Origin of the sequence: Actinomadura montaniterrae, assembly GCF_008923365.1 — a bacterium.
In the GTDB taxonomy this organism is placed as follows: domain Bacteria; phylum Actinomycetota; class Actinomycetes; order Streptosporangiales; family Streptosporangiaceae; genus Spirillospora; species Spirillospora montaniterrae.
Genome location: NZ_WBMR01000010.1, coordinates 16,865 through 42,055, shown reverse-complemented (window position 1 = coordinate 42,055; position 25,191 = coordinate 16,865). Strand labels below are relative to the sequence as shown.

The window sequence follows — 25,191 nt, the reverse complement described above, 5'->3', positions numbered from 1 at the left end:
CCCGGAGAGGGAGGTCAGGAGATGGGCGACGCGCTCGAGCTCGCGCGCCGGCTGGTGCGGATCGACACCCGGGGCGGCGGCGAGCGGCGGGCCGCCGACGTCGTCGCGGACGTGCTGGACCGGGCGGGATTCGCGGTGCGGGTGGGCGAGCCGGCCCAGGGACGGGCGAACGTCGTGGCGCAGCACGGCCCCGAGGCGGCGCGCGTCCCGATCACGTTCACCGGGCACCTCGACACCGTGCCCGCCGACGCGTCCGGCTGGTCATTCGACCCGCTGTCCGGCGACGTCCGCGACGGGCGCCTGCTCGGCCGCGGCAGCAGCGACATGAAGGCGGGCGTCGCCTGCCAGGTCGAGGCGGCCGTCCGGGCCGTCCGCGACGGGCTGCCCGCGCCCCAGCTGGTGTTCACCTTCGGCGAGGAGACCGGCTGCGACGGCGCGGCCGTCCTCGATCCGGCCGCCCTCGCCGCCACGGACCTGCTGATCGTCGCCGAGCCGACCGGGAACCGGACGGTCCTCGGCCACAAGGGCACACTCTGGCTGAAGGCCACGGCGCGGGGCGTGTCCGCGCACGGCTCCCGTCCCGAGCTCGGCCGCAACGCCCTCGCCGCGCTGGCCGCCGCGGCGGTCCGCGTCCACGCGCACGAGGACTGGCCGGTGAGCCCGACGCACGGGCCCGCGACGGTCAACGTGGGCACCTTCCACTCCGGCGTGCAGCCGAATCTGGTGCCCGACCGCGCCGAGATGCGGCTGGACGTCCGGACCGTCCCCGGCTTCGGCGCGGACGAGGCGGTCGCGGTGATCTCCGGGCTGTGCGGCGAGGAGGTCGCGCTGGAGCGGCTCGTGGACCTGCCCGGCGTCGCCACCGACCCGGCCGCTCCGGGCATGCCCGAGGTGCTGGAGCTGCTAGCCCCGGGCTCGTCCGGGGCCGCGCCGGAGTACGCGACGTACTTCACCGACGCGTCCGTCCTGGCGGGCCTGCTCGGCGGGCCGGACGTGGTGATCTACGGGCCGGGCGACCCCGAGCAGGCCCACGTGACCGACGAGACGTGCTCGGTCGCGCGCATCGACGCCGCGGCGGAGGCGCTGTACCGGCTGCTGTCCGCTCGTCCGCGGCACGCCGAGCACTGACTTCTCGGGCACCTCTCCGCAGGTGCAGGAAGGCCCCGCACGCGCGGGAACACCCTGCAGACACAGGAACGCCCCGGCGATCGTTCTGATCGCCGGGGCGTTCCCGTTCCATGCGTTCCGGCGGTCACGCCGGAGAAGCCGCTGGGGCTCGTGTGGTGCGGCTCACGGAGCCGTCGCTGAGAGGTGGCCCGTGAGTCTCCTCACGGACGTCAGCCCAGAGGCTGCGGCTCGCCCTTGGTGCCCGCGCCGGAGCCCCAGGACAGGACCTGCCACTTGACGCCCTGGAGGTGTCCCTCGCCGGTGCCGGCGTCGTACTTGCTGTCGGGCTTGCCGCCGTCCAGCAGGTAGCGGAAGGTGTAGGTGTCGAGGTCGAGCATGACGCCGTCGTGCGAGGGGGCGCCGGGCCCGCGGTCGCCGATGAAGCCGGTGACGCTGCGGCCGTTGTAGGTGACCTTGACCTTGGTGTTCATCGGCCAGCTCGGGCTGGCGAACAGGCCCTTCTGCATCGGCTTGCCGCTCGCCGGGGCGCCGGTGTCGCCGTTGATGCCGGAGCCGTCGTCCCAGAAGTAGGACGCGGTGGTCGTGCCGCTGAGGATCGCCTTCGGGCCCTTGTCGGCCTTCTTCTTGGCGTCCTTGGAGGTGGAGGCCTTGGCGTCCGCCTTCTTCGCGTCCGACTCCGTGGACGCGGACTTCGAGCTGGACTCGGCCAGGGTCTTGGACGAGGTGTTCTTCTCGGGGGCCTTCTGCTTCAGCGCGGCCATGTCCTGCTGCTGCGCCAGGAGCTTGTCGGGCTTGGGAGCGGAGTCGTCGTGGCTGGCGGCCGCCACGCCGCCCACCAGCATCCCGGCAAGAGCCGCGCCGGTGACACCGGTCAACACGCGATTGATCGTCCGCTGCTGCATGAAAATCCTTAGTTCGGCGTACAGGGCAGCCGTTCCGGAGCCGGAGCACAGGGAGGATCCGGGCATGCGGAACGGGTTCCGAGACTCGGGACTCGGGAATGCCGCCGCGGTAAGGAACCCGCAGGGACGGCCCGCGGACATGGCGGACCGCGCTCGCGTCCGTCCGCGCACGGCCCCTTGCGGGCATGCGTGCGACGCGGGCTTCGATGAAGCGGGAGAGAGTGCCGACCGGGGGCTCACTGGCCCCGCGCGGTCACGGCCGGTGCATGGTACGGCCGTGGTTCGGCTGAGGGTTCCCGCCTGGCGGGCGGGAGGCGGCGGCTATGCGATTGGCCAGGTCAACGGTGCTTTGACCTCGACCTGGCGTTGACTATATCCGGCATTACCGCTCTTGAGTCAAATGGGCGATTTCTTTACCTTTGGCCAGGTAGATCGTTTTTTCTGCCGATCGTCGGGATCGCCTTTCCCGCAGGGGATCCGGACGGGGCGCGCGGACCGGCGCCCGGACGGAAAGATCTTAAAGAACGATCTTTATGCGGCCGGGAAACGATCTTTTATGCCGCCGGAGCGCCGATCGCGGCCGCCCGGAAGCAGAGATCGACAAAGGCGCGGCGAGGCGCCGAAGTGAGCCGGCGCACAAGAAAACCCGGCCGGGCGAACCGGCCGGGTGAATGCCAGAGAGAGGGCCCGGAGAGGACCGTGGACCACGGCCACGGCCCGGCGGCGGCGCCGGGCCGCGGACCGCGCACGGCGCACGGCGCACGGCGGTCCGGAGTCGAGTGAAGGGGACCCGGGTCAGTGCGTCGGGTAGACCGACGGCACCAGCGGCGTCGGCCCGGTCCCGCCGGCGAACACCGGGTTGACCGCGGGCGCCTCCGCGAACGGGGCCTGCGCGTAGGCGGGCTCCGGGAACTGCGCCGCCGCCACGATCGGCTGGTACGGCGCGGGGGCCGCCTGGGGGGCGCCCGGCGGGGGCACGGGCGGCGGGACGGTGCCGTCGGCCCGGCGCGGTTCCGGCGCCGGAGCGGCCGTCCGGTCCGCGCGGCGCTCGGCCAGGACGGCCATCAGCGCGCGGGCGGTGTCGGCGTCCATCCGGAGCAGGACGCTGGGCGTCCCTCCCTGGTCGACGAACGGGGAGACCGAGGGCGCGGAGGGGAGCTGGGGCAGCGCCGCCCGCATCTCCTCGCGGAGATCCTGGGCCAGCCGCAGCGCCTGTCGGTCACTGTCGCTCAAGTGTGCGGTCATCGCGATCTCCGGCGAGTTCACGTGCGGGGGTCCGGGGCAATCCTGCTAGGAATGGCGTGCAGGTGCAAGGGCTGATGCACGTGCATTTTACGAAATATCGCCCCGTAACCCCCGCCCTCGCCGCTCGTTGGCGATCAGTCCATCCCGCGCCTGCCGGGCGTCCAGTACGGCTTGACCTGCACGGATCTGCGCGGCCAGCCCCGTTCCCGGACGAGATGGGCGCGCACGGCCTGTACGGTCCGCGCTTCCCCGGCTACGTAGGCGAACCCCGGCTCGTCGGGAAGATCGAGCCGGCGCACCGCGTCGAGGAGGATCCCCGACGACGCGGCCGAGGCATCCCCCCGGCGGCACCACACCAACTCCTCGCGCCTCGGCAGCGGCAGCCCGTCCTCCGGCTCGGCGACCTCCACCGCGCCGTACACAGGCTCGTCGGGCCCGGCGGCCCGCAGCATCGCGCCGAACGTGACCGAGGCCGTCTCCTCGCCCGCGAACAGGTGGTACGGCGCCGGACGCAGCACGAACGAGCCCTCCGGCTTGTTGAAGACGACCTCGTCCCCCGGCCGGACGGACCGCGCCCAGCGCGCCCCCGGCCCGGCTCCCTCGTGGTCCATGACGCACAGCTCCAGCACCCCGGACGCCGCGTCGTAGTCCCACACGGAGTAGGTGCGCAGCGCGTCGCGCACCTTGCCGCTGACCCACGTCCGCGCGGACGTGATGTCCGCCATGTGTACGCGGACGTGCTGGCCGGGCGTCCAGTCCAGGCCGGGGACGCCGCCGATGCCGATCCACCGCATGCGGCCGGGCGCGGGCCGGACGTCCTCGACCCGTCCCCGGACGAACATCCGGTCCAGCAGCCGGCCGCGGACTCCGCGCGCGGTCGGGCTCTGCGCCACGGTCATCGCCACCTCTCCGCTCATCGCGTCATATCTCGTCTGTGCGAAGTCACGATATATCTCATTGACCGCCAGGGCCAGCCCCGTCCGACCGGTCCCGCCGGGTGAGCCCTGGGGCGATCAGCACCGCCGCCACGCAGGCGATCAGCGCCACCACCCGGAACCCGGCCGACATCGCGTCGGTGAAGGCCGAGACCACCTGGGCATGCGCGCCCGCGCCCGCCGCGTCCGCCGCGGCGATCGCCTCGCCCGCCGAGTGCGCGTGGCCGGCCAGCGCCGGCGGCAGGGCGCTGGTGAAGTGCCCGGTGAGCACCGTCCCGAGCACCGCGACGCCGAGCGCGCTGCCGATCTCGCGGGCGGCGCTGTTCAGCCCAGACCCGAGCCCGGCGCGCCCCGGCGGGAGCGCGGACATGACGCCGACCGACAGCGGCGGCACGCACAGTCCCATGCCGGTCGACATGACCAGCAGGCCCACCGCGTAGAGCGGGTAGGGCGTGGACGCGTCGGCGAAGGAGAGCAGTCCGAGCCCGCAGGCGATGACGAGCAGCCCCGCGGTGATGACCGTCCGGTTCCCGAACCGCCGGGCCAGCCCGACGCTCCGCCGGGACACCACGATCATCCCAACCACGATCGGTGCGACCGCCACGCCCGTGAGCAGCGGCGAGTACCCCTTGGCATACTGCAGATACTGGGCGTTCACGAAGAACAGCGCGAACAGGCAGAAGAAGCCCGCCCCGATGCCCAGCACGCCGCTGCGCAGCGAGGCGCGGGCGAAAAGGCGCGGGTCGAGCAGCGGATGCGCGGCGCGCATCGCGTGGACGGCGAACGCCGCCAGCAGGACGGCGGCGCCCGCGAACCCGCCGAGCACCGGCGCGGACGACCAGCCCCGCTCGGAACCCTCGATGATCCCGAAGAGCAGCGCGAACAGGGCGCCGGTGAGCAGGGCGGCCCCCGGCACGTCCAGGTCGGCGTGGTGCCGCTCGCCCGCGGGGGCCGCCCAGGTCACTAGCGCGGCCAGCGCGCCGGCGGCGAGAGCCCCGGCCAGGAACAGGCACTGCCAGGGCAGCCACTGCAGCACCGCTCCCCCGGCGAGGTTGCCGACGGCGCCCGCGATACCGGTCGCGGCCGTCCAGACCGCGATCGCCTGCGGGCGCCGCGCCGGCTCGGTGACCTGCATCAGCAGCGACAGCGTCGCGGGCATGATCAGCGCGGCCCCGACCCCGGTGACCAGCCGGCCCGCCAGCAGCACGGCGACGGCGGGCGCCGCCGCGGACAGCAGGCAGCCGGCGGCGAAGACGCCGAGGCCGGCGAGCAGGGCGCCCTTGCGCCCGAACCGGTCGCCCGCGGCGCCCGCCGGGATCAGCAGGCAGCCGAACACCAGGACATAGGAGTCGACGATCCACAGCAGGCCGGTGGCGGACGGGTGCAGGCCGCTCGCCGACAGCTTGGGGATCGAGAGGTTGATGGCCGCGACCATCGCCACGACCAGGACCACGCACGCCGACATCAGCGGCGGCACGGCGCGCCGGGCGGCGCGTCCCCGGTCCGGCGGCGCGGCGGCACGGACGGCATCGATCGTCATGAGGGGTTCCTCTGGGTTCCTCGCGGGCGCGCCTCGGGCACGCCGGAAACGGCTGAACAGGAAGGTGGGGTGGGGGCGGGAATCCGGCCGCGCGCGCCGCCTCCGCGATCTCCAACGTAGGCTGGCGGTGACTTGCTTTCAAATGCATCTTTTGCACGTGAGGAATGCGTCTGATGCAATCCAGACTCGATCTCAACCTGCTCGTCGCGCTCGACGTCCTGCTCGACGAGGGCAGCGTCACGGGCGCGGCGGAACGCCTGCACCTGTCGAGCCCCGCGATGAGCCGGACCCTCGCCCGGATCCGCAAGGCCCTTGGCGATCCCGTGCTCGTGCGCTCGGGCCGCGGCATGGTGCCGACCCCGCGCGCGCTTGCGATGCGCACGGAGGTCCACGACCTCGTGCAGCGCGCCTACACGCTGTTCTCCGCGGACGACGCCTTCTCCCCCGGGACGCTGGAAGGCACCTTCACACTGCAGGCGGAGGAGGGCACGATCGCCGTTCTCTCCGGCCCACTTCTGGAACGGATGGCGCGGGACGCCCCCGGCGTCACCCTGCGATTTCTGGGCGAGGGGCCGCGCGACACCCATCTCCTGCGGCGCGCCTCCATCGACCTGGAGATCGGCATCATCACCGAGGCGACCGGCACCCGGGTCGAGCCGCTCTTGGAGGACCGGTTCTCCTCCGTCGTCCGCCCCGGGCACCCGCTCGCCGGCCGGGAGGTGACGCTGGACGAGTGGTGCGCGACCACGCAGCTGACCAACACGCGGCGCGGCCGCATCGCCGGTCCCATCGACGAGCTCCTCGCCGGGATGGGACGGTCCAGGAGCGTGGCCGGGACCGTCCCGACGGTCAGCACCGCGCTGCTCGTCGTCCGGGAGACCGACCTGATGGGGTTCGCGGCGGAACGGCTGCATCGGCCCCTGGTGGAACGGCTGGGCCTGGTGTGGGTGCCGATCCCCCTGCCCATGCCGCCCCTGCGGCTGTCGATGGCCTGGCACGCGCGCTACGACGCCGATCCCGCGCACGCGTGGCTGCGCCGCTGCGTCCGCGAGACGACAGCGGACGTGGCCGGCGACGTCGCCCGAGGCTAGGGGCGCCGGTGGGCGTCAGTGAGCGTCGGTGGGCGTCGGTAGTGTCGACATCCCTGACCATCCCGAACCATCCCCGCCGCACCGGGCCCGGTGCCGCCGGGGCCCGGCGAGAAGGCGGACACGATGGTGGACACTCTCAGCGTCCAGGCCCTCAACAGGGCCACGCTGGCCCGGCAGCTGCTGCTCTCGCGGGAGCGCGTCCCGGTCGCCGAAGCCGTCGGGCAACTGTTCGGGATACAGGCGCAGGAGCCCAAGCCCCCGTTCGTGGGGCTGTGGTCGCGGCTGGAGGGCTTCCAGCCGCCCGACCTCCACGCGGCCCTGCACGACCGGACGCTCGTCCGCGCGACCATGATGCGCGCGACCCTGCACCTCATGACCGCGCCCGACTACCTCGCGTTCCGGACATCGATGCAGCCGATGCTGGACACGGCGATGCGCGTCCTCGGCGACCGCGCCAAGGGCCTCGACCTTGACGAGGTCGTCCCCGCCGCCCGCTCCCTCCTCGACGAGCGGCCCCGCACGTTCAACGAGGTGCGCGCCCTCCTGCAGGAACGTTTCCCGGACGTCAACGACCGCGCCCTCGGGTACGCCGTGCGGATGTGCGTGCCGCTGGTCATGGTCCCGACCGCGGACCGGTGGGGCTTTCCCCGCTCCGCGGAATTCGCCTCGGCCGAGGGCTGGCTCGGCGCCGCGCCGTCCGCCGACGCCGCCGACGACGACCTCGTCCTGAGGTACCTGGAGGCGTTCGGCCCCGCGTCCGCCGCCGACGCGCAGACCTGGTCCGGGCTGCGCTCGGCGGGCGACGCCCTGGAACGGCTGCGCCCGCGCCTGGCCGTCTTCGCCGACGACAAGGGCCGGGAGCTGTTCGACCTGCTCGGCGCGCCCCGTCCGGACGAGGACGTCCCGGCTCCGGCGCGCTTCCTGCCGGAGTTCGACAGCCTGGTCCTCGCGCACGCGGACCGCCGGCGGATCATCGCCGACGCGCACCGGCCGTCGCTGACCACGAAGAACCTCCGGGTCCGGGCCGTGTTCCTCTGGGACGGGTTCGCCCGCGGCGTCTGGGAGACCGAGTACAAGCGCAAGGTCGCCACCCTGCGGCTGCGGCCCTTCGAACCCCTCCCGCGGGCCGCCCTCGACGAGCTCGCCGCCGAGGGCGAGGCCCTGCTGCGCTTCGCCGAGCCCGACGCCAAGGACACCGTCGTCACCGTCGCCGAGGACTGACGCCCCGGCGGTGGCTAGGCGGCGTCAGCCGGGGGTCAGGCGATCGTCCGGCCGAGGCCCTCCCAGTACGGCGCCCGCAGGTCCTTCTTGAGGATCTTGCCGCTGGGGTTGCGGGGCAGCGCGTCCACGAAGTCGACCGAGCGGGGGCGCTTGAAGCCGGCCAGCCGCTCGCGGGCGTAGCCGATCACCTCGTCCTCGGTGAGCACGGCGCCGGGCGCGGGGACGACGACGGCCTTCACGGTCTCGCCCCACCGCTCGTCGGGCACGCCGATGACCGCGACGTCGGCGATCCCGGGATGCGCCGCGAGGACCTCCTCGACCTCGATCGGGTACACGTTCTCCGCACCCGTGACGATCATGTCCTTGATCCGGTCGGTGAGGAACAGGTAGCCCTCGGCGTCGACGTAGCCGGCGTCGCCGGTGCGCAGCCAGCCGTCCCCGGCCAGCAGCCGGGCCGTCTCCTCCGGCCGGTTCCAGTAGCCGGGCGTGTTCTGCGACGACCGGATCAGCACCTCGCCGACCTCCCCCGGCGCGCGTTCCGCGTCCCCGCCCGGCTCGACGATCTTGACCTCGACCCAGGCGTAGGGCCGTCCGGCCGAGCGCATCAGGTGTGCGCGCGGGCCGTCCGGGTCGTGGTCCTCGGGCTCCAGCTGGACGATGGCGCCGGTCGTCTCGGTCATCCCGTACAGCTGGAACAGCGGGGCCTTGAACGTCTCCAGCGAGCGCCGCAGCACCTCGCTGGTGATCGGCGACGCCCCGTAGGTGATCGCCCGCAGCGCCGAGTAGTCCCGCTCCGCCGCGCCCGGCACCTGGCACATGAACTGCAGGACCGCCGGGACGATGAACGCGTTGGTGATCCGCTCCCGCTCGAACGTGTCGACCAGCGCGACCGGGTCGATGTCGCGGACCAGGACCTGCCGGCAGCCGGCGTACAGCCCGGCCAGCGCCCAGCCCGTCCCGCCGATGTGGAACAGCGGCATCGGCACCAGGCTCACCGACGACCCGTCCAGCCGCCAGCGCCGCGCCATCCGCTCGCCGACCTCGAAGTTGGCGTTGCTGAGCTGCACGCCCTTCGGCACGCCGGTCGTGCCGGAGGTGTAGAGCTGCACGACGACGTCGCCGGGCTCGCCGACGAACCCGGGGTCGTCCGCGGGCTGCCCCGCCAGCCACGCCTCGAAGTCCTCGCCGGTCACCACGGTCCGGCCGGGGAGCGCCGCGGCGAGCCCGGCGAACTCGGCGTCCAGCACGGTCACCGGGGCCTGCGCGTCCGCGACGATCGCGGCGATCTCGGCGGGGGTCAGCCGCCAGTTCACCGGCGCCGCCACCGCCCCGATCTTCGCGGCGCCGAACAGCAGGTCGAAGAACTCGGGCGCGTTCTTGCCCACGTAGGCGACGCGCGACCCGGCGCCGAGCCCGGCGGCCAGGAGCGCGCGGGCGGCCCGGCTGGAGCGCTCGTCCAGCTCGGCGTAGCTGATCGTCCGGCCGTCGCCCGTGATCGCGGGGGCGTCGCCCCGGTCCCGGGCATGGTCGCGGACGATGGACACGACGCGGTAGTCCAACTCCGACCCCTTCCGAATCAGATTCGGTTCTGCGTGTCCGACCCTACCGAGCGGTCCGCGAACCGGGAAGCGCTCACTCGCCTCACGTGCGAACATGACGCTATGCCCGTACGCGGTGTCTAATAGTGATCAATCCGAGACCTGTACTGATTGAAAGATCCATCAAATCAGCGCAAGCTGTCCCCTGATGCCTGGAATGCCCCGCCCGTTCCTTCCGACCCACCGCCGACAGGACGCGACCATGTTCGAGATCTGGGAGACGAGTGAGCCGGCACGGCTCATCAGCGACGCGGGCAGCCTGAAGGTCGCGCTGGAGAAGGTCGACACCATGTGCCGCCTCCGCCACGACCAGGCCGTGGCGCACGTCGGCGACATCGCCGAGGGCTACCACTTCGAGATCAGGGACCACGACGGCAAGGCGCTCGCACGGCTCAGCTATGTGCCCGACACCACCCGCGCCTACCAGAGCGTGGTGGTCGAGGAGATGCGCGGCGAGGACCTCAGCCGGTAGCCCCCGCGCCGGCACAGTTCAGGCGCGGTGCAGGCGCGGTGCATCAGCGGTGAAATCTCCGTTTCGCACGGATGTCCGCGCCCGGGCACCCGGCCATGCGTGGCAGTATGCCTCGTGGTCAGGTGACGGAGCCTCGGACGACGGGAGTGGCGGTGCGGAAGGCGTGGTGGCGGCCACGGCAGGCTGAATCCTCATCCTCTTCCGATGCGGGCCCCTGCGGCCCCGGGCCGTCGCTCCCGGACGAGGCCGAGGAGCTGATGACCGAGACCGTCCGCGCGCTGGCACGCGGCGACGACGCGGCGTTCCGGCTCCTCGTGGCCGAACTGGCGGACCGCCCGGACGTGCCCGGCTGGACGCTCGTCACCGGACGATGCCTCGCCGCCCGGCTGCGGCGCGGCGTCACCCTCGCGTGGGAACGCGGCTGGCAGCCCGCCGACGTCGTCCGGTACGCCGCCCGCCGCCGCGGTCCCAGGCACGGCCGCCTCGCCGCCGACGCGATCGCCGCCGAGATGCGCGCCTACTCCGCCGCGACCGTGGCCGCGCAATGGCGCGAGCAGCTCGCCCTCGTCGGCGCCGAGGTCTGGTGGGAGGACGACGACGAGCACCCGGACGCCTGGTGCGACCGCGAAGGGACCGACCGGGCCGGGTTCGTCGCCTGCGGCGCCGAACTCGTCCACCTGCTGGAGGGCCTGCCGAGGCTCGCGAGCATCGGCCCGCCCCCGGGAACGCCGCTGCGCGAGACGCCCGTCCGGGACGGGTTCGAGGGCGTCGACCAGCGGATGCTCGGCAAGGTCCGCGCCCTGCTCGCGAAGGCGGAGTCGACCGAGTTCCCGGAGGAGGCCGAGGCGCTCAGCGCGCGCGCCCAGGAACTCATAGCGCGGCACAGCATCGACCACGCACTGCTGGCCGCCGAGACCGGCGATCTGGGCGCCCCCGCGGGCCGCCGCGTCGCGGTGGACAACCCCTACGACGCGCCGAAGGCCGTACTGCTCACCGTGGTGGCGGACGCCAACCGGTGCCGTGCCGTCTGGCACAGGGAACTGGGGTTCTCCACGGTCCTCGGGTTCCCCGCCGACCTCGCGGCGGTGGAGATGCTCTTCACGTCGCTGCTCGTCCAGGCGACGGCGGCGATGGTGCACGCCGGGCCTCGCCGCGACGCGCGCGGGCGGTCACGGACGCGGTCGTTCCGCCACGCCTTCCTCAACGCCTACGCGGCGCGCATCGGGGAGCGCCTGCGGGACGCGGCCGGTGAGGCGGCGAACCGGGCGGCCGCGGACGCCGGCGGGAAGGATCTGCTTCCCGTCCTAGCCGCGCGCGACCTGGCCGTGGAGAAGGCCGTCGATGCGATGTTCCCCAACCTGGCCAAGGGCCGGGCGGGGTCGGTGTCCAACTACGAGGGCTGGGTCGCCGGCCGCGCGGCGGCCGATCTCGCCAGCCTGAACGGGCGCTCCGAGGTCTCCGGGGCGGCCCGCCGGTCCTAGCGCGCGGGGTCCCCCCGGGGGGCGAGGGGGACGTCCGGCCATGGTTCCTGCTTCCTTCTGTGCGTTCTCGGCTGCGGGTCTGCGTCGGGAGCGGGGTCAGTCCTTCTTGCGCCGGGTGTTGCCGCCGCGGCCGCGCAGCGGGACGCCGGCCTCCTTCAGGACGTTGTAGATGAACCCGTACGACCGGCCCGTCTCGGCGGCCAGGTCGCGGATGCTCTCGCCGCCCGCGTAGCGGGGTGCGAGCTCCGCGGCGAGCTGCGTGCGTTCGGCACCGGTGACGCGGGTGCCCCTCGACAGCGTTCGGGTCACGGGGACCTCCTGTTCCCAGAGCTGGGCCGCGGGACCGTCCCCGCAGCTCACAGCAGTGTTGATCTACCCAACGTACACATTCCCCCTGAATCCGCCCCTGATGCGGCGCCAATCCGCACTAAATCGGCCGAAGCTGGTCTTTTCCGTGGTCAACGGCGTGTCGGAACTAGACAGACGGCCCCTGGACGGCCTTCGGCTGGGCGTTCCGCAGGATCAGCGGCGTGAGCGGGCCTCGGACCGGAACCGCCTGCGCTCCCCCGCCCGCCGCCGCGCCCCGCAGCGAGGCGACCTTCACGCCCTGGACGGCCTCGCTTGGGACGGCCGTCTGCTGCGACGCGGCCTCCCGCGCCGACAGGTCGGAACGGCGCAGCGGATACCGGGGCGGCTCGAACGGGAACAGCGACGTCTCGGCCAGCCCGTCCACGACGAGCAGCTCACCGGGCTCCAGCAGCCGCCATCCCGGCCGGTCGTCCATCGGCTCGCTCGCGATCACCACGGCGGGCACCGCGGCGTCCTCGGGCCCGCTCGTGCCGCCCTTGCCGGGCGACAGCACCCACAGCTCGTTGCTCTCCGGGTAGCGCAGCGCCCACAGCCGCCCGGCCTCGGCGATCAGCAGGTTGACGGCGAACACCGGCAGTTCGGTCCCGATCCGCCGCACCGCCTCGATGATCCCCTCGGTCGTGTCGCCGCGCCGCCGGATCTCCGCGGTCACGAAGGCGAACACCAGCTCCGAGTCGGTCTCGCCCGCGACGTGCGCGCGCTCGACGTCGGTCAACCACGTCCGGAGCGTGTCGAGCCCCTTCACCACGCCGTTGTGCGCGAACAGGCGGTCGTTCATGACGAACGGGTGGCAGTTGTGCACGGTGAGGCCGCCGACCGAGGCGTCGCGCACGTGGGAGACGAACGTGTGCGACGGGACGTTGCGGGCGTGCAGGTCGAAGTCGGCGTTCTCGAAGGCGGCCAGCGGCGCCCGGTCGCGGACGGGCTCACCGCCGAGGGAGAACCAGCCGAGACCCGCGCCGTGCGGCATCCGGTGGCTCTGCGCCCGCAGGCTGGACGGCGCGTCCAGCAGCCAATGAGCCGCCCTCACGCGGGGCCCGCCCGTGCTCATCCCGAACAGTCGGCACATGCCGTTCGCCTTTCGATATCGAGAGTGATCCCGCGCCCCGGGTCCCCGGCCGGCGGCGCGAAAGGAAGATCATAACTGCGAGTGATGGTGATTTTACCCAACGTTGCATCGGGCGTCCGGCGATTCCCGCCAGTCGGTCGAGGATCCGCTCCATCGCGGCGGCCCTCGCGGCAGGGGCCTGCGAGGCGCACCCGGCCGCGGCAACCCCACCGGATCACGATTCGGCGGTCGACGATGGCCGCAGAGAACCGATTTTACGCCGCGCTGTCCATGCGTTGACCTGGTTGTCCACAGAACGCTGTTCTGCTTCCGTCTGTTCCGCCGCGGCCGCAGGCTGGTCGGCGTCGGCCCCCTCCAGCGAGGAGAAACCATGATCGCCTTCCCTGTCCCGGCCACCACGACCACCCGGTTCGCCGTGGCGGCCGAACACGTCCCGCACGACCTCACCGGCCTGCTCCGCGACGCGGCAGGCCCCTACGCCGCGCACATCGCCGGCCGCCTCGGATCACCCCACCTGGAGGTCGACCGCGAGGACCTCACGACCCTCCGCTGGGACCCGCGCGGCATCAAGGCCCCCCGCGCCGAGGACCGCCGCCGCGAACGCGCGTTCCAGGACGCCCCCGAGTTCGCGGTCGTCACCGCCTGCGCCCCGATCACCGACCAGCCCCGCGCCGTCCAGGTCGCCCGCGCCGCCGCCTTCCACCTGTCCGCCGCTCTCGGCGGCGTCCCCGCCGACCTCGTCACCGGCCACGTCCTGACCCCGCCCACCGAGGAACGGACCCGCTTCGTCCTGGCCGATCAATGGATCGGCGACATATTGCCGCCCTTCCGTGCCAACGGCCGCTGCACCGCCCCCGATCCCGACCGCGATCCCGAAGGCGTGAACGGCTGCTCCTGCGTCCGCCTGCGCACCCGCGGCCTGCGCCGCTTCGGCCTGCCCGAACTGCAGATCACCGACGTCGCCTGCCCGCACGACCTGGCCGCCCTGAACGTCCTGCGCACCGCCGCCCGCCGCCTCCTGACCGACCACTGGTCGTGGCTGTCCACCGGCCCCGCCGACCGCACCCGCGAGATCGACGCCGACCTCCCGCTCGCCGAGGCCGACTTCAACGCCTTCTGGGGCGGCCGCCGCACCCACCTCGCTCCCCCGTCCCCGTTCCAGGTCCGCCTGACCTTCCTCACTCCTCGCCTCCTCGCCGTGGCCCCGCCCGACGACCTCCCCGGCAGCGTCAACGACTGGCTCTACGGAGACACGCTCCCCCTCGGCATGTACGACGTCCTCCACTCCCCCGCCCCAACCCCCCAAGCCGCCTAACCCCTCACAGCGCCTCCACCGATAGCAGCAACCCCAAACACGTTCCTGGCAGCGCTACCCGCCACTCCATCCCCGCCCCGCCCCCGCAAGCCGCACCCCGTCCAACACCGGTTCCGCCACCAAGAAGAAACGCGCATACCTGCCCTCCCCCACCTTCCAGCCCCCCGTCCACACAAGCCACCTCCAACGGGGCCCCACAGAGAACCCACCCACCACACCGCACCGACGGACGACACGAGGCACCTTCAACACCAGGCGACGCACAACCGACCCACGCCCCAGTACGCCCCCACCGGACGCTAACGGCACACTGCAACTGGCGTCCTCCCACCGCATACGGCCCACCCAATGGAGGCGACGACGCCGGACGAACCACGCCCCCAATGCGCACGCGACAGGCCGCCCACGACGTCAGACGCGCCGGCCCCGCCCCAGTAGGACACCCGCGCACGGTCTGAGCCGCCACCGGCGCCCGCCCACAACGCAGAGCACGTCCAATGCTGCCCCACGCGCCAACCCATGCCCCGCAGGGTGCTCACGGCGCATGGCACATCCACCGCACACCCAATAATTCATCTCGGCGGGCGCCCACAGTGAAGGGCGCCGCCAGCACACGCAGCACGAGACGCCTCTTGCGCCTGCCCGCGTGACAGAACACGTCCGGCGCCCATGGCCTAATACGCAAGCAACCGAGTACTCATGGCACCTGACGCGCCCGGCCCCGCCCTAGCAAGGCACGCACGGCGGGTGCTTTCAAGGCAAGGCGTCCCCGGGCGTAAGGCATATCCGTTGGCACCCACCGCAAAAGCACGCACGGCGCCTTCCCGCAGCGCGACACCTTCAGCGCCCGCCCACGGCACGGACCACGTTCGTCCACACCCATGCCCCGACCCGCGCCGCGCATGGCGCTCACGACACACGGCAACCCAATCCCCTCGGGGTTCTTTCGGCGCAGGTGCGCCGACGCATGCGCTACTAAGGCGCATGCTGCGGACGCATGGCGCAAGGCATACCGGGCTCCATGTCTGACAAACGCGCCAATAGGGCACATCTGACCGAAAGCCCTGTCGCCCGCACCGCCTGCCGCAACTCCGCCACCGTCGGCCGCACCCCCACCACGCTCGACAGCGTCGCGACCGCGCGCCGCACCTCCCGCACGTCCAGCCCGGGCGCCCGCGTAAGGCATGTCGGCGCAGGGCCGGCAATCGGCGCAGGGCCAACATGTCGGCGCAGGGCGCCTGCGGCGGATAACACGCCTAGTGCCACTCACGGCGCGATCCGCCTTTGGCGCTCACTCGTGGCTCTGGGGCGCGGGGCGCCTTTAGTGCCCGCCCTCGGCGCAGGGCGGTGGGCCCGCGCGTCCATTGCGTAGAGCGCACGTGGTGGATGCTCGCCGCGTTTGTGTCCCGCGCTTGCTCACGAGGTTGGGGCGTCCGTGATGCAGGCTCGAGGTGGTGGGTTTGTGAAGCGCCGGTCGGATGCGACGCCATGTGTTGTGTTCGCGGCACACGCCTGCAGGATGCTGAGGCCCAGCAGGATGCTGGCCGACTGGGGTTTGGCTGCAGGTGGTTGGAGGGGAATCGCTGGTCAGGTGGATGCTTCGCGACGCGCCACCGGGATTGGCACGGAGGCCAGGGCGGAACGTCAGCGTTGTTCGGTCTTGTTTGCTTCTATGACCTTTGCAGCTTTAGACGGATGTACCCGGGTTCTAGGGTTTTTGAGGTTAATGTCTTGGGGCGGGGTCGGGGAACCTTACTTTCCGGTTCGCATGCGTGAACCTTCGCGTTGGTCAAGTGTGGCTGCGCTCGGGACGCCCGATGACGCTGGTTATATCCGGACGATTATGGATGTGCAGCACATTTCGCTGGTGTGGTGACCGGACGATCGGTGAGTCGAGTGCGAGCAATGGTCAACGCTCCGTAGCCAAATTGACTACGATCGGCATTCTGACGGTGACCAACGCGATCCCCCGGGGCGAAGATGACCCGTTTCCTGGCAGATCCCAGGATGACAGACATATTCGGCGAAATCGTCCGCTGCACCTGCGGACTGCTCGGCTGCACCGCGGCGGCGGGCGTGATCTCCTTCAGCGCGGCGCCCGCCGATGCCGCGTCCGGGCCGCAGCCGGACCCGCGAAGATCGGCGCCGGTCCCCTGCCGGAACGTCCTCGACCGCGACTGGTACACCGCGCAGCTGTGCAGGGAGGCGTGGCTGGCGATGTTCGACGGCTCGCGGAGGAGGGCGGCGGGCCCCGGAGACGCCGCTCGCAGGCGGGGCCCGTTCGAGAAGGGCCCGAGGAGCGGACGCCGGCGACCCGCGCCGCCGAAAGCTATCGACCACCCGAGTCCCCGCCCCGCGCTGCAGGCCCCGGACGGCGTTCCCCAAGCTCCCGTGCCGACGCCGGTTCCGACGGTGACCGCCGGGGGTGAGGACACCAGTCAGGCCCCGGTGCGTCTGCGTGAGCAGGCCGACGACGAGCCGCAGATCCGTCCGGTGCAACCGGTCCTTCTGCTCGGCCTCCTCCTCCCGGCGGCCGCCGCGATCTGCTATCCGTTCCGGCACCGGATCCTCGCTGCGGCGACCGCGGGGATGCCGGTGCTCAGCGCGTCCACCGGCGGCCCTGACTCGCGGCCCGTCCCGTTCACCTACCGTCCGTCCCTCGACCCGTTCGCCGTGCCGGCGCTGGCGCTCGCGGGAAGCGGGGCGGCGGACAGCGCGCGGGTGCTCGCCCTCTCCGCGCTCGATGAGCACGGTGACAGTTCCCTGGTCGTGCTCCCACGGCCCGATGCGGGCCGCCTCTTCGGGCTGGCCGAGGACGAACTGCTCGACGAGAACGCAGCGGGGCTGTTCATCCCGGGCAACCTCGATGCCGCCCTGGCCTACCTGGAGACGGAACTCGCGATCCGGCGGAACGCCGGGACGCCCGCGGCCCGGCGCCTTCTGCTGGTCGCCGACTGCGCGGAGGAGGCCGGCCGGATCACCGCGCTCCTCGACCGCCACCCGGGCGGTCTGTCCGCGGTCCTCCTCGGGCCGTGGCCGGGTGTCCAGGCCGTCGTGGACGACGACGGCCTGGTCGACGCTCCCGCCACACTGGCGGCCCATCTCCCCCAGCGCCTCCCTGCGATGTCCCGGACCGAGGCCCGCGACCGGCTCCACGCCGCCATCGCCCGCCAGGCCAAGGACCGGAGGCGCCCACCCGGGCGGCGTTACAACTCGCGGCGGACGTGAGCACGTCCGCCGCCGCCGGTTAGAAGGCGCAGCGGTCTCTCGCCGCCATCGCGGGTCGTGAACGCCCTTCACAGGGTCTCCCGCTCGTATCTGGCGCTCTCGGCCCTGGTCCCCACCAGGTTGCGGATCGCGCGGCCGAGGAGGGCGGGGTCCGGAGGCTGGTCTGCGTCACGGTCGAGATAGGCGGTGCAGCGCAGCATCCAGCCGCGCACGACGTCCTCGATGTCGGTCTCGGCCCGTCTCGCCTTCGCCAGTGCCCTCCGGAGCTTCTCCTCGCGAACCTCCTGTGCGAGTTCCTCGTCCGCGGCCAGGGCGTGGATGTCAGCGAGCGCGTAGCGTCCGAACCGGTCGGTCCCCAGGGCGCGCTCACCGGCGACGCGATCGAAGGTCTTGCGGGGCCAGTCGAGGATCGTCACCGCCCCGCCGGCGTCGACGCTGTCGAACAGCGGCCCCTTCCGGGCGGAGACGACGTCCCGGACCGCACTGGAGTCGAGGGCGTCGAGGTCTCGCAGGAGGTAGAGCGGGTGTCCGCGGAAGGTGCTGACGACCTCGAGGTCCTCCTGGGCCACCAGCACTTCGACGTCGCGGCGCTCGACGTCGAGGCCCGTGCGCACGGCGAGCCGGGCCGCCGCGCGGATCGCGCCGACCGGAGGTTCCTCTCCGAACCGGGCGACCACCTGGTCGCGCCGGTCCGCGCATTCGTCGACGAGCCGGGCCGACCAGCGTTCGCCGTCGAGGTCGGGTTCGGGGAGCAGGCCGTGCTCCCGGCCGAGGCGCAGCTGCCACCGGGTCAGTCGGAGCCGGGCGGCGAGCTGGTTCGGTCCGAGGTCTGCGCTCGTGGTCTGTACGGGCATGGTCGCGCCTTTCCGTGTACCGGGATGTGACGCGGAACAGCCTCGTGCATGGCGGCGCGCCGCGATAGTGGAACGCCATTCTGTGGACAAGCCCAAGAAAGTCGCGACTAATGTCCTATTTTGCGCCCTTCAGAAGGCGCAGGGAAGAGACTTGATCCCGTTGATGAAGCTCGTACGCTGCCGGACCGGAGCCGACGTTGCGTGCAGATCGGGAAGGCGTGTATAGAGCTCCCGCAGCAGGACCGTGACCTCGCGGCGGGCGAGATGCGCGCCGAGGCAGAAATGCGGCCCCGGCGCACCGAAGCCGACGTGGGGATTAGGCGAGCGCGTGATGTCGAACGCGTGCGGGTCCTGGAACATGGCCTCGTCACGGTTGGCCGAGTTGTAGTAGAGGACCACCCTGTCGCCGGCCTTGTACGTGTACCCGCACAGCTCATAGTCCTGCGAGAGCGTGCGCCGCATCCACGTCACCGGTGTCGCGTAGCGAACGACCTCCTCCACCGCACCGGGGAGGCGGCCCTCGATGTCACCGACAAGCAACGCCTGCTGATCGGGATGCCGCGTGAGGAGGTCGAGCGCGTGGGACAGGGCGTTGCGGGTCGTCTCGTTCCCCGCGACGACCAGCAGAGTGAAGAAGCGGGCCAGCTCGACGGTCGTGAGCGACTCTCCGTCGACGTTCGCGTGCGTGAGCGCCGTGACGAGATCGTCCGCTGGCTCCTTGCCGCGCAGCCGCCCCAGATCCCCCATGAGCTCGTGGAGGTGCGCGAACTTGTCGCGCAGCATCGCGATGCGGTCCTCGCCGGCCGGGCCGACGTAGTCGGGATCGCCGATTCCCAGGATCATGTTCGTGGCGTCGATGACCCCGTCGTACTCCGAGTCCGGGATGCCCATCATCGAGCAGATGATCCGCAGGGGCATCGGCATGGCGACGTGCTCGACGAAGTCGCACGGGCCGCGTTCGGCGAGTTCGTCGACGATCCGGCGGGCGAGGACGGTGACGTCCCCCGCGAACCGCTCGACCATGCGCGGGGTGAACGAGCGGGAGACGATCCGCCGGAGCCGCGCGTGCCGGGGGTCGTCCATGCTGATCATGGAGCCGGAGTACTCGGCGATCGCCGGCGACGGGTCCACGAGACTGACCGCCGTGGGCTGCGAGCTGAACACCTCGGGACGGCGGCTCGCCTCGGCGACCTGCTCGTAGCGGGTCAGGGCGTAGAAGCCGGGTTCGTCCTGCAGGGGGCAGTAGACGGGATCCTGAGCGGATCTCAGCCCGGCGAACACCTCGTCGCGTTCGGCCTGGGACGTCGCCCAGAAGTCCAGGCTGGACAGTCGCGTCTCGACAAGGGAGGGCATCGACCGGGCCGCCTTCCGCCGGGGAATCGCCGTCCACAGGCTAACGCGGAGGGCCCCCGGAATGCGATCAGTCGAGCGCCCTGTGCCTCGGAGGGACAGGGACGTGTATCGCAAGCGCGCGCGGGCGGGCCGTGAGCCCGCCCGCTGCCCACTCAGTCGTCGCTGGGGCGATGCCGGCCGTCAAGAGGGTGCCGAGGCTCCCCTCGTGGACCGGAGATGTGGCCGAGGCCGGTCAGCGCGCGGACGGCTCCACGTAGTGGCGCTCGCCCGGCCCCACGTACACCTGCCGCGGGCGGCCGATCTTGGTGGTGGTGTCGTTCATCATCTCGCGCCACTGCGCGATCCAGCCGGGGAGCCGGCCGAGCGCGAACAGCACGGTGAAGGCGTTCGTGGGGAAGCCCATCGCCTTGTAGATGACGCCGGTGTAGAAGTCCACGTTCGGGTAGAGCTTCCGCTCGACGAAGTAGTCGTCGCTGAGCGCGACCTCCTCCAGGCGCATGGCCAGGTCGAGGAGCGGGTCGGACTTGCCGAGCGCCTCCAGCACCTTGCCGGTGGCCTTCTTCACGACCGCGGCGCGCGGGTCGTAGTTGCGGTACACGCGGTGCCCGAAGCCCATGAGCTTGACGCCGGGCTCCTTCTTCTTGACCCGCTCCACGAACGACTCGATGTTGTCGCCGTTCTGGTGGATGCGCTCCAGCATCTCCAGTACGGCCTGGTTCGCGCCGCCGTGGAGAGGTCCGAACAGGGCGTCGACGCCCGCGGACACGGACGAGAACAGGTTGGCCTGGCTGGAGCCCACCAGCCGCACCGTGGAGGTGGAGCAGTTCTGCTCGTGGTCGGCGTGCAGGACGAAGAGCATGTCCAGCACCCGCACGATCTCGGGGTCGATCTCGTAGGGCTGCGTGGGCAGCCCGAACGTCATGCGGAGGAAGTTCTCCACGTACCCCAGCGAGTTGTCGGGGTAGAGCAGCGGCTGCCCGTTGGAGGTCTTGTACGCGTAGGCCGCGATGGTGGGCAGCTTGGCGATGAGCCGGATGCTGGACTGGTCGACCTGCTCGGGGTCGAACGGGTCGAGGCTGTCCTGGTAGAAGGTCGACAGCGCGCTGACCGCCGACGACAGGACCGCCATCGGGTGCGCGCGGCGCGGGAACGCGGAGAAGAAGGCCCGGAACTTCTCGTCGAGCAGCGTGTGGTTGCGGACGCTGTCGGTGAACTCGTCCAGCTGGGCGGTCGTCGGCAGCTCACCGTAGATCAGCAGGTAGGCCACCTCGAGGAAGGACGATTTCTCCGCCAGCTCCTCAATGGGATAACCCCGGTAGCGGAGGATGCCCGCCTCACCGTCGATATAGGTGATCGCCGATGTGGTGGACGCGGTGTTGGTGAAACCGGGGTCGAGTGTGACGTGCCCCGTCTCCTTCAGGAGGCTCCCCACCCGCAGTCCCGAAGGTCCCTCGGTCGACTCAGTGACCTCGAGGGGCATCCGGCCGCCCGCGTGGTTGAGTTCGAAATCCGACATATGCGCTCGCTCCCAACTCCGTCCACACCTGCGTAGACGTTCCGGTCTTCATCGTATCGAGGTGATCACATGGCCTGATCGGCGGCCGTCTCGTTGACGCCGGGGCCGTGCGGATGTTGCGCTGAGTACATGACCGACAACAGTGCCGCGGAACTGGTCGCCCGAGCGCGCGCGGACGTCGCGGCGAAGGCGGACGGCAACCGCTTCCTGGGCCTGCTCGAAGCGGGCGAGGTACCCCGGGAACGCCTGGTCCGGCTGGCAGCCGAGGAACATCGGATCGTCAGTAGCGACCAGCGCAGTTTCGCGCTGCTGGCGGCACGTTTCCCGGCGCCGCCGGCGGGCGGCTTGTTCCTGAGGCTGGCGCAGGGTGAGGCGGAGGCGCTGGCATTGCTCGGCCGCTTCGCAGCGGCCCTCGGCGAAAGTGAGAAGAATCTCAGCGCGTACGAGCCCCTCCCGCTCGCGCAGGCTTACCCGGCTTACCTCGCGCAACGTGCGGCGTTCGGCACCTCCACCGAGGTCGCCTTGGCCATGCTGGCCAATCTGGAGGAGTGGGGCGCCTACTGCGCCCGTACCGCCACGGCGCTTCGCGAACGCTACGGATTCGACGAGGAGACCGTCGGGTTCTTCTCCTTCTTCGCCGAGTCGCCGCCAGGATTCGAGGAAGAGGCTCTCGCCGTCATCGCCGCGGGCCTGGCCTCCGGCGACGATCCCGTGGAGGCGTCCCGCGCGGCCCGCCTCCTGCACGCGTACGAGAACGCCTTCTGGGACGCACTGGCCGACGACCTGCCCTGACCCGACTTCTGGACGGACGGCGCGTCGTTCTCGCACGGAGGCCTATGCCTCATACGTGCTCAGGCGGCTCGAGCAAGGTGGGCTGCTCTCCGTCCACCTCGATCAAGGTGGGTTCCTGAACGTCGATGAGGTCCCCTATCTCGTCGGTGAACTCGTCCTCCCCATAGACCGCGTCGAGAAGCGTGGAGAGCGCGGTGAGGACCTGCTCCGGTGAAGGCCGTTCCTCTGGATCCTTGACGAGGCAGCGTGTCACGAGGCCCCGCATAGGGTCCGGCAGACGGTCGAGGTCGGGACGTCCATAGACGATGCGTCCGCGCACCTTGTGGCCCGTGCCGAACGGCGCGGACCCGGTCGTCGCGTAGACGAGCGTGGCACCGAGCGAGAACACGTCGCTCTTGGGAGTGACGGGCTCGCCGAGTGCCTGCTCGGGCGACATGTAGGCGGGCGTACCCAGGATCTCCGAACGGGCGAGCGGCAGCGCGTCGAGTGGCCGCGCGATGCCGAAGTCGATGACGCGCGGGCCGTCCGATGCCAGCAGGACGTTCGAAGGCTTCAGGTCCCGGTGGACGATCCCTGCGCGGTGGATGGCGATGAGTGCCTCCCCTAGGCCCGCCCCCAGCCTGCACGCCGCCTGCTCGGGCAGCGGTCCCTTCTCCCGGACGACCTTGGCCAGGCTCACGCCGCGGATGTACTGCGTCGCTAGCCACGGGCGTTCCGCGTCGGGGTCCGCGTCGACGACGGCCGCGGTGTAGAAGCCGCTGACCGCCTGGGCGGAGACGACCTCGCGGCGGAACCTCGCCCGCCAGCGCGGATCGTCCAGCAGCTCGTCCCTGATGACCTTCACGGCGACCAGCCGCCGGCTCGGTGAAGCGCCGAGGAACACCTCGCCCATCCCGCCGGAACCGAGCCGTGCGACCACACGGTAGGGGCCGATCATCCGGGGGGCTTCAGGCTGCATGGGCACGGAATCCGATCATGGTGGGCGCGGCTTCATCGTGCCACGGGCGGCCCTCCGCTCCGGCCGGTCAGGTCCAGCGGAGCTCGCTCCGTTCCCGCCAGTAGAGCTCGGGCGCGACGCCGAGGCCGGCCAGTGTGTCCGACTCCCGCTCGTTCAGGGACAGGTGCGTCGCCGCCAGGTTCGCCTCCATCTGGCCCGGGGTGACGGCTCCGATCAAGACCGTGTCCGCCCAAGGCCGGCTCAGCGCGGCCGCCAAGGCCAGAGCGTCGGCGCTGGTGCCTTTGTCGGACGCCATGGCGGCCAGCGCGCGCGGAGGCCGTACGGCGAGACGGCCGTTCGCGAGCACTTCCTTGAGCAGGACGTGGAGACCGGCCGCATGGGTCTCTTCGAGGGCCGCCTCAGCGGACGTCTCGAGGAGATTCCACGTCGATTGCACGGTGCTAAAAAGCCGCCGGCCGGAAACCTCGAGGCGCATGGCACGGCGGATGGTGCCGGCCTGTCCAGGCCCCGACGTGGAGAAGCCGACTCGAACACCCTGGGCGGTCGCTTCGGCCAGGGCTTTCTGAAGCCCGACGTCTTCGAAGAGCGGGCTGTCCTCCGTGAGCGAATGGACCTGATAGACCGAGAGGCGATCGCCGAGCAGCGCGCGCGTCTCCGTGTACTGGGCGCGGTAGCGGTCGAGGCTGTGCTCCTTGACCTCGTGCGCTGGAGCATCGAGGCGCCAGTCTCCGACGTACGTGTAGCCCCACTTGCTGGAGACGGTCAAACCGCGCGGCATACGCGCGGAGAGCCATTCCCCTAGGAACTCTTCAGCTCGTCCGTACGACCGCGCGGTGTCGACCCACCGGATCCCTGCCGCGTAGGCACCGTCCAGAAGACTCCAGGTCGCGTCGCGCATCTGCTCGACGCTGCGTTCTTCGGGCAGCTCTTCCGTCCTGCCCACGTTGATATAGGCGGGGCGCCCCACTGCTGCTAGGCCGATCCCCAGCCGTCCTGTCGCATTCATGTTTTCAGCCTCCCATGCCGGACGTGACCCGCGGCGCGGGTGGTGATCGATCGCTTCCACGAACCGACCAACGGACATTTCTCCATTTTTCAACGGCAAATGGCGGGCCTTATCCACAGAACCGCGTTCAGGTCTCCTTTCTGCCGCGTCTCCCCGAGGCTTGACGACGTCACGCGAACCCGCAAGGGCCCGAAGGAGGCTCCCTTTGCCGATCACCATCACCGTTCCCGAGGAGACCACCACCCGGTTCGTCGTCGCGGCCGACCGGACTCCCGACGACGTCGCCACCGCCCTCCGGCAGGGGCTGCCGGGCCGGCTCGGCGCCGCGATGTTCCAGCGGCTCGGCACGCCGGCCCTCATGGTCGCCGCACACAAGGCCGAGGTGTCGCCCTGGGACCTCCGGTCGGTGACGAGCACAGACCCGGACGACGCCGAACGGGTCAGGCGCAGCGACTGGCACGTCGGAGTGACCTCGGTACTGCCGGTCGCCGATCTCCCGGCCGGCCCGCACATCACCCGCGCCACGGCCGAGGCGCTCGCCGGATCGCTCGGCGGCGTCCCCGTCGACCTCGACATGAACCGGGTCGTACACCCGCTCCCCGTACCGCGCCCGGAGACCTTCGTCCTCGCGGACGACTGGACGGGCGCCACGCTCCCGCCCTACCGGAACGCGGGCCGGTGCACGGCCGACGAGGACGAGATCGACGGCTGCTCCTGCGTGGGCATCACCACCCGGGGCCTGCGTCGCTTCGGCCTCCCCGAACTGGAGATCACAGGAGTGGCCTGCCCCCATGACCTCGCCGCACTGAACATCGTCCGGACCGCGGCGCAACGGCTGCTGCCTCTCGGAAGGCACCGGGGCGAGCATGTCCTGCATTCGGAACTCATGCTGACGAGCGCCGACTTCTCGGCGTTCTGGGGCAGCCGGGAGCAGGTGTGGGACGACGGGCCCGTCCCCGTGAAACTCGTCCAGACCGGGCCCCGCCGCCTCTCGATCCAGGCACCGGAGGACTTCCCCGGCTCTCTCAACGAGTGGCTCTGGGACGAACTGCCGCCCGTCCTGCACCATTACCTGAGCTGCGAACCCGACGACGCCGACCCGGACTGAGCGGCCCAGT

General features: G+C 71.5%; 21 protein-coding genes. 9 read left to right on the top strand and 12 right to left on the bottom strand.

Features of this window, described 5'->3' with window-relative positions; genetic code table 11:
* Positions 1–21: 21 nt before the first annotated feature.
* Positions 22–1,128, top strand: a complete 1,107-nt coding sequence (locus F9B16_RS05930) for a M20 family metallopeptidase (protein WP_151538821.1) — start codon at positions 22–24, stop codon at positions 1,126–1,128.
* Positions 1,129–1,337: 209 nt separating this feature from the next.
* On the opposite strand, the gene F9B16_RS05925 is transcribed toward F9B16_RS05930, so the two are convergent.
* The 4 genes from F9B16_RS05925 to F9B16_RS05910 all read right to left on the bottom strand — a co-directional run bounded on the left by F9B16_RS05925 (position 1,338) and on the right by F9B16_RS05910 (position 5,750).
* Complete coding sequence (locus tag F9B16_RS05925; RefSeq protein WP_225991396.1) at positions 1,338–2,006, bottom strand: septal ring lytic transglycosylase RlpA family protein; 669 nt, start codon at positions 2,004–2,006, stop codon at positions 1,338–1,340.
* An 819-nt stretch (positions 2,007–2,825) separates the two neighbouring features.
* Entirely contained in the window at positions 2,826–3,263 is a 438-nt protein-coding gene (locus F9B16_RS05920; RefSeq protein WP_151538817.1) for a hypothetical protein, read from the bottom strand.
* Positions 3,264–3,409: 146 nt separating this feature from the next.
* Positions 3,410–4,192 (bottom strand): siderophore-interacting protein, encoded by a 783-nt coding sequence (locus F9B16_RS05915; RefSeq protein WP_225991395.1) that lies wholly within the window; start codon positions 4,190–4,192, stop codon positions 3,410–3,412.
* Between the two features lie 37 nt (positions 4,193–4,229).
* On the bottom strand, positions 4,230–5,750 hold the full coding sequence (locus F9B16_RS05910) for an MFS transporter (RefSeq protein WP_225991394.1): 1,521 nt from the start codon (positions 5,748–5,750) through the stop codon (positions 4,230–4,232).
* A gap of 173 nt (positions 5,751–5,923) precedes the next feature.
* On the opposite strand from F9B16_RS05910, the gene F9B16_RS05905 reads away from it, so the two are divergent.
* Positions 5,924–6,841, top strand: coding sequence for a LysR family transcriptional regulator (locus F9B16_RS05905; protein WP_225991393.1), 918 nt, complete (start codon positions 5,924–5,926; stop codon positions 6,839–6,841).
* A 123-nt stretch (positions 6,842–6,964) separates the two neighbouring features.
* A complete protein-coding gene (locus tag F9B16_RS05900; RefSeq protein WP_151538813.1) occupies positions 6,965–8,062 on the top strand; it encodes a winged helix DNA-binding domain-containing protein in 1,098 nt (365 codons plus the stop codon).
* 35 nt (positions 8,063–8,097) lie between these two features.
* Here the strand turns inward: F9B16_RS05900 and F9B16_RS05895 are convergent, their stop codons facing one another.
* On the bottom strand, positions 8,098–9,621 hold the full coding sequence (locus F9B16_RS05895; RefSeq protein WP_225991392.1) for a long-chain-fatty-acid--CoA ligase: 1,524 nt from the start codon (positions 9,619–9,621) through the stop codon (positions 8,098–8,100).
* A gap of 241 nt (positions 9,622–9,862) precedes the next feature.
* On the opposite strand from F9B16_RS05895, the gene F9B16_RS05890 reads away from it, so the two are divergent.
* On the top strand, positions 9,863–10,132 hold the full coding sequence (locus F9B16_RS05890) for a hypothetical protein (RefSeq protein WP_151538809.1): 270 nt from the start codon (positions 9,863–9,865) through the stop codon (positions 10,130–10,132).
* Positions 10,133–10,389: 257 nt separating this feature from the next.
* Entirely contained in the window at positions 10,390–11,613 is a 1,224-nt protein-coding gene (locus tag F9B16_RS05885) for a DUF2786 domain-containing protein (protein ID WP_225991391.1), read from the top strand.
* 96 nt (positions 11,614–11,709) lie between these two features.
* On the opposite strand, the gene F9B16_RS05880 is transcribed toward F9B16_RS05885, so the two are convergent.
* Together F9B16_RS05880 and F9B16_RS05875 are read right to left on the bottom strand one after the other, a co-directional pair.
* Positions 11,710–11,922, bottom strand: a complete 213-nt coding sequence (locus F9B16_RS05880) for a helix-turn-helix domain-containing protein (protein WP_151538805.1) — start codon at positions 11,920–11,922, stop codon at positions 11,710–11,712.
* A gap of 166 nt (positions 11,923–12,088) precedes the next feature.
* Positions 12,089–13,051 (bottom strand): class II glutamine amidotransferase, encoded by a 963-nt coding sequence (locus F9B16_RS05875; protein WP_151538803.1) that lies wholly within the window; start codon positions 13,049–13,051, stop codon positions 12,089–12,091.
* Between the two features lie 370 nt (positions 13,052–13,421).
* On the opposite strand from F9B16_RS05875, the gene F9B16_RS05870 reads away from it, so the two are divergent.
* Positions 13,422–14,366, top strand: a complete 945-nt coding sequence (locus F9B16_RS05870) for a hypothetical protein (RefSeq protein ID WP_151538801.1) — start codon at positions 13,422–13,424, stop codon at positions 14,364–14,366.
* A gap of 2,007 nt (positions 14,367–16,373) precedes the next feature.
* Complete coding sequence (locus F9B16_RS50685; protein WP_192808639.1) at positions 16,374–17,594, top strand: hypothetical protein; 1,221 nt, start codon at positions 16,374–16,376, stop codon at positions 17,592–17,594.
* A gap of 68 nt (positions 17,595–17,662) precedes the next feature.
* Here the strand turns inward: F9B16_RS50685 and F9B16_RS05860 are convergent, their stop codons facing one another.
* The 3 genes from F9B16_RS05860 to F9B16_RS05850 form a co-directional block, all read right to left on the bottom strand.
* Positions 17,663–18,448 (bottom strand): hypothetical protein, encoded by a 786-nt coding sequence (locus tag F9B16_RS05860; RefSeq protein WP_151538798.1) that lies wholly within the window; start codon positions 18,446–18,448, stop codon positions 17,663–17,665.
* A 129-nt stretch (positions 18,449–18,577) separates the two neighbouring features.
* Positions 18,578–19,801, bottom strand: coding sequence for a cytochrome P450 (locus F9B16_RS05855; protein WP_151538797.1), 1,224 nt, complete (start codon positions 19,799–19,801; stop codon positions 18,578–18,580).
* A gap of 232 nt (positions 19,802–20,033) precedes the next feature.
* Positions 20,034–21,317 carry a citrate synthase gene (locus tag F9B16_RS05850; RefSeq protein ID WP_151538796.1) on the bottom strand — a complete coding sequence of 428 codons (1,284 nt, stop codon included), beginning with the start codon at positions 21,315–21,317 and terminating at the stop codon, positions 20,034–20,036.
* 129 nt (positions 21,318–21,446) lie between these two features.
* On the opposite strand from F9B16_RS05850, the gene F9B16_RS05845 reads away from it, so the two are divergent.
* Positions 21,447–22,109 (top strand): thiaminase II/PqqC family protein, encoded by a 663-nt coding sequence (locus tag F9B16_RS05845; protein WP_151538795.1) that lies wholly within the window; start codon positions 21,447–21,449, stop codon positions 22,107–22,109.
* Between the two features lie 49 nt (positions 22,110–22,158).
* Here F9B16_RS05845 and F9B16_RS05840 read toward each other — a convergent pair whose 3' ends face one another.
* Positions 22,159–23,046, bottom strand: coding sequence for a serine/threonine-protein kinase (locus tag F9B16_RS05840; protein WP_225991390.1), 888 nt, complete (start codon positions 23,044–23,046; stop codon positions 22,159–22,161).
* 88 nt (positions 23,047–23,134) lie between these two features.
* Positions 23,135–24,133, bottom strand: coding sequence for an aldo/keto reductase (locus tag F9B16_RS05835; protein ID WP_225991389.1), 999 nt, complete (start codon positions 24,131–24,133; stop codon positions 23,135–23,137).
* A gap of 145 nt (positions 24,134–24,278) precedes the next feature.
* Between F9B16_RS05835 and F9B16_RS05830 the strand changes: the two genes are divergently transcribed.
* On the top strand, positions 24,279–25,181 hold the full coding sequence (locus tag F9B16_RS05830) for a hypothetical protein (protein ID WP_151538794.1): 903 nt from the start codon (positions 24,279–24,281) through the stop codon (positions 25,179–25,181).
* Positions 25,182–25,191 lie beyond the last annotated feature (10 nt).

Excerpts from the sequence above, each read along its gene's own strand:
- F9B16_RS05845 (WP_151538795.1), top strand. The coding sequence starts at position 21,447 with ATGACCGACAACAGTGCCGCGGAACTGGTCGCCCGAGCGCGCGCGGAC.
- F9B16_RS50685 (WP_192808639.1), top strand. The coding sequence starts at position 16,374 with ATGACAGACATATTCGGCGAAATCGTCCGCTGCACCTGCGGACTGCTC.
- F9B16_RS05900 (WP_151538813.1), top strand. The coding sequence starts at position 6,965 with ATGGTGGACACTCTCAGCGTCCAGGCCCTCAACAGGGCCACGCTGGCC.
- F9B16_RS05840 (WP_225991390.1), bottom strand. The coding sequence starts at position 23,046 with ATGATCGGCCCCTACCGTGTGGTCGCACGGCTCGGTTCCGGCGGGATG.
- F9B16_RS05870 (WP_151538801.1), top strand. The coding sequence starts at position 13,422 with ATGATCGCCTTCCCTGTCCCGGCCACCACGACCACCCGGTTCGCCGTG.
- F9B16_RS05890 (WP_151538809.1), top strand. The coding sequence starts at position 9,863 with ATGTTCGAGATCTGGGAGACGAGTGAGCCGGCACGGCTCATCAGCGAC.
- F9B16_RS05910 (WP_225991394.1), bottom strand. The coding sequence starts at position 5,750 with ATGACGATCGATGCCGTCCGTGCCGCCGCGCCGCCGGACCGGGGACGC.
- F9B16_RS05915 (WP_225991395.1), bottom strand. The coding sequence starts at position 4,192 with ATGAGCGGAGAGGTGGCGATGACCGTGGCGCAGAGCCCGACCGCGCGC.
- F9B16_RS05860 (WP_151538798.1), bottom strand. The coding sequence starts at position 18,448 with ATGCCCGTACAGACCACGAGCGCAGACCTCGGACCGAACCAGCTCGCC.
- F9B16_RS05930 (WP_151538821.1), top strand. The coding sequence starts at position 22 with ATGGGCGACGCGCTCGAGCTCGCGCGCCGGCTGGTGCGGATCGACACC.
- F9B16_RS05905 (WP_225991393.1), top strand. The coding sequence starts at position 5,924 with ATGCAATCCAGACTCGATCTCAACCTGCTCGTCGCGCTCGACGTCCTG.
- F9B16_RS05875 (WP_151538803.1), bottom strand. The coding sequence starts at position 13,051 with ATGTGCCGACTGTTCGGGATGAGCACGGGCGGGCCCCGCGTGAGGGCG.
- F9B16_RS05885 (WP_225991391.1), top strand. The coding sequence starts at position 10,390 with ATGACCGAGACCGTCCGCGCGCTGGCACGCGGCGACGACGCGGCGTTC.
- F9B16_RS05850 (WP_151538796.1), bottom strand. The coding sequence starts at position 21,317 with ATGTCGGATTTCGAACTCAACCACGCGGGCGGCCGGATGCCCCTCGAG.
- F9B16_RS05855 (WP_151538797.1), bottom strand. The coding sequence starts at position 19,801 with ATGCCCTCCCTTGTCGAGACGCGACTGTCCAGCCTGGACTTCTGGGCG.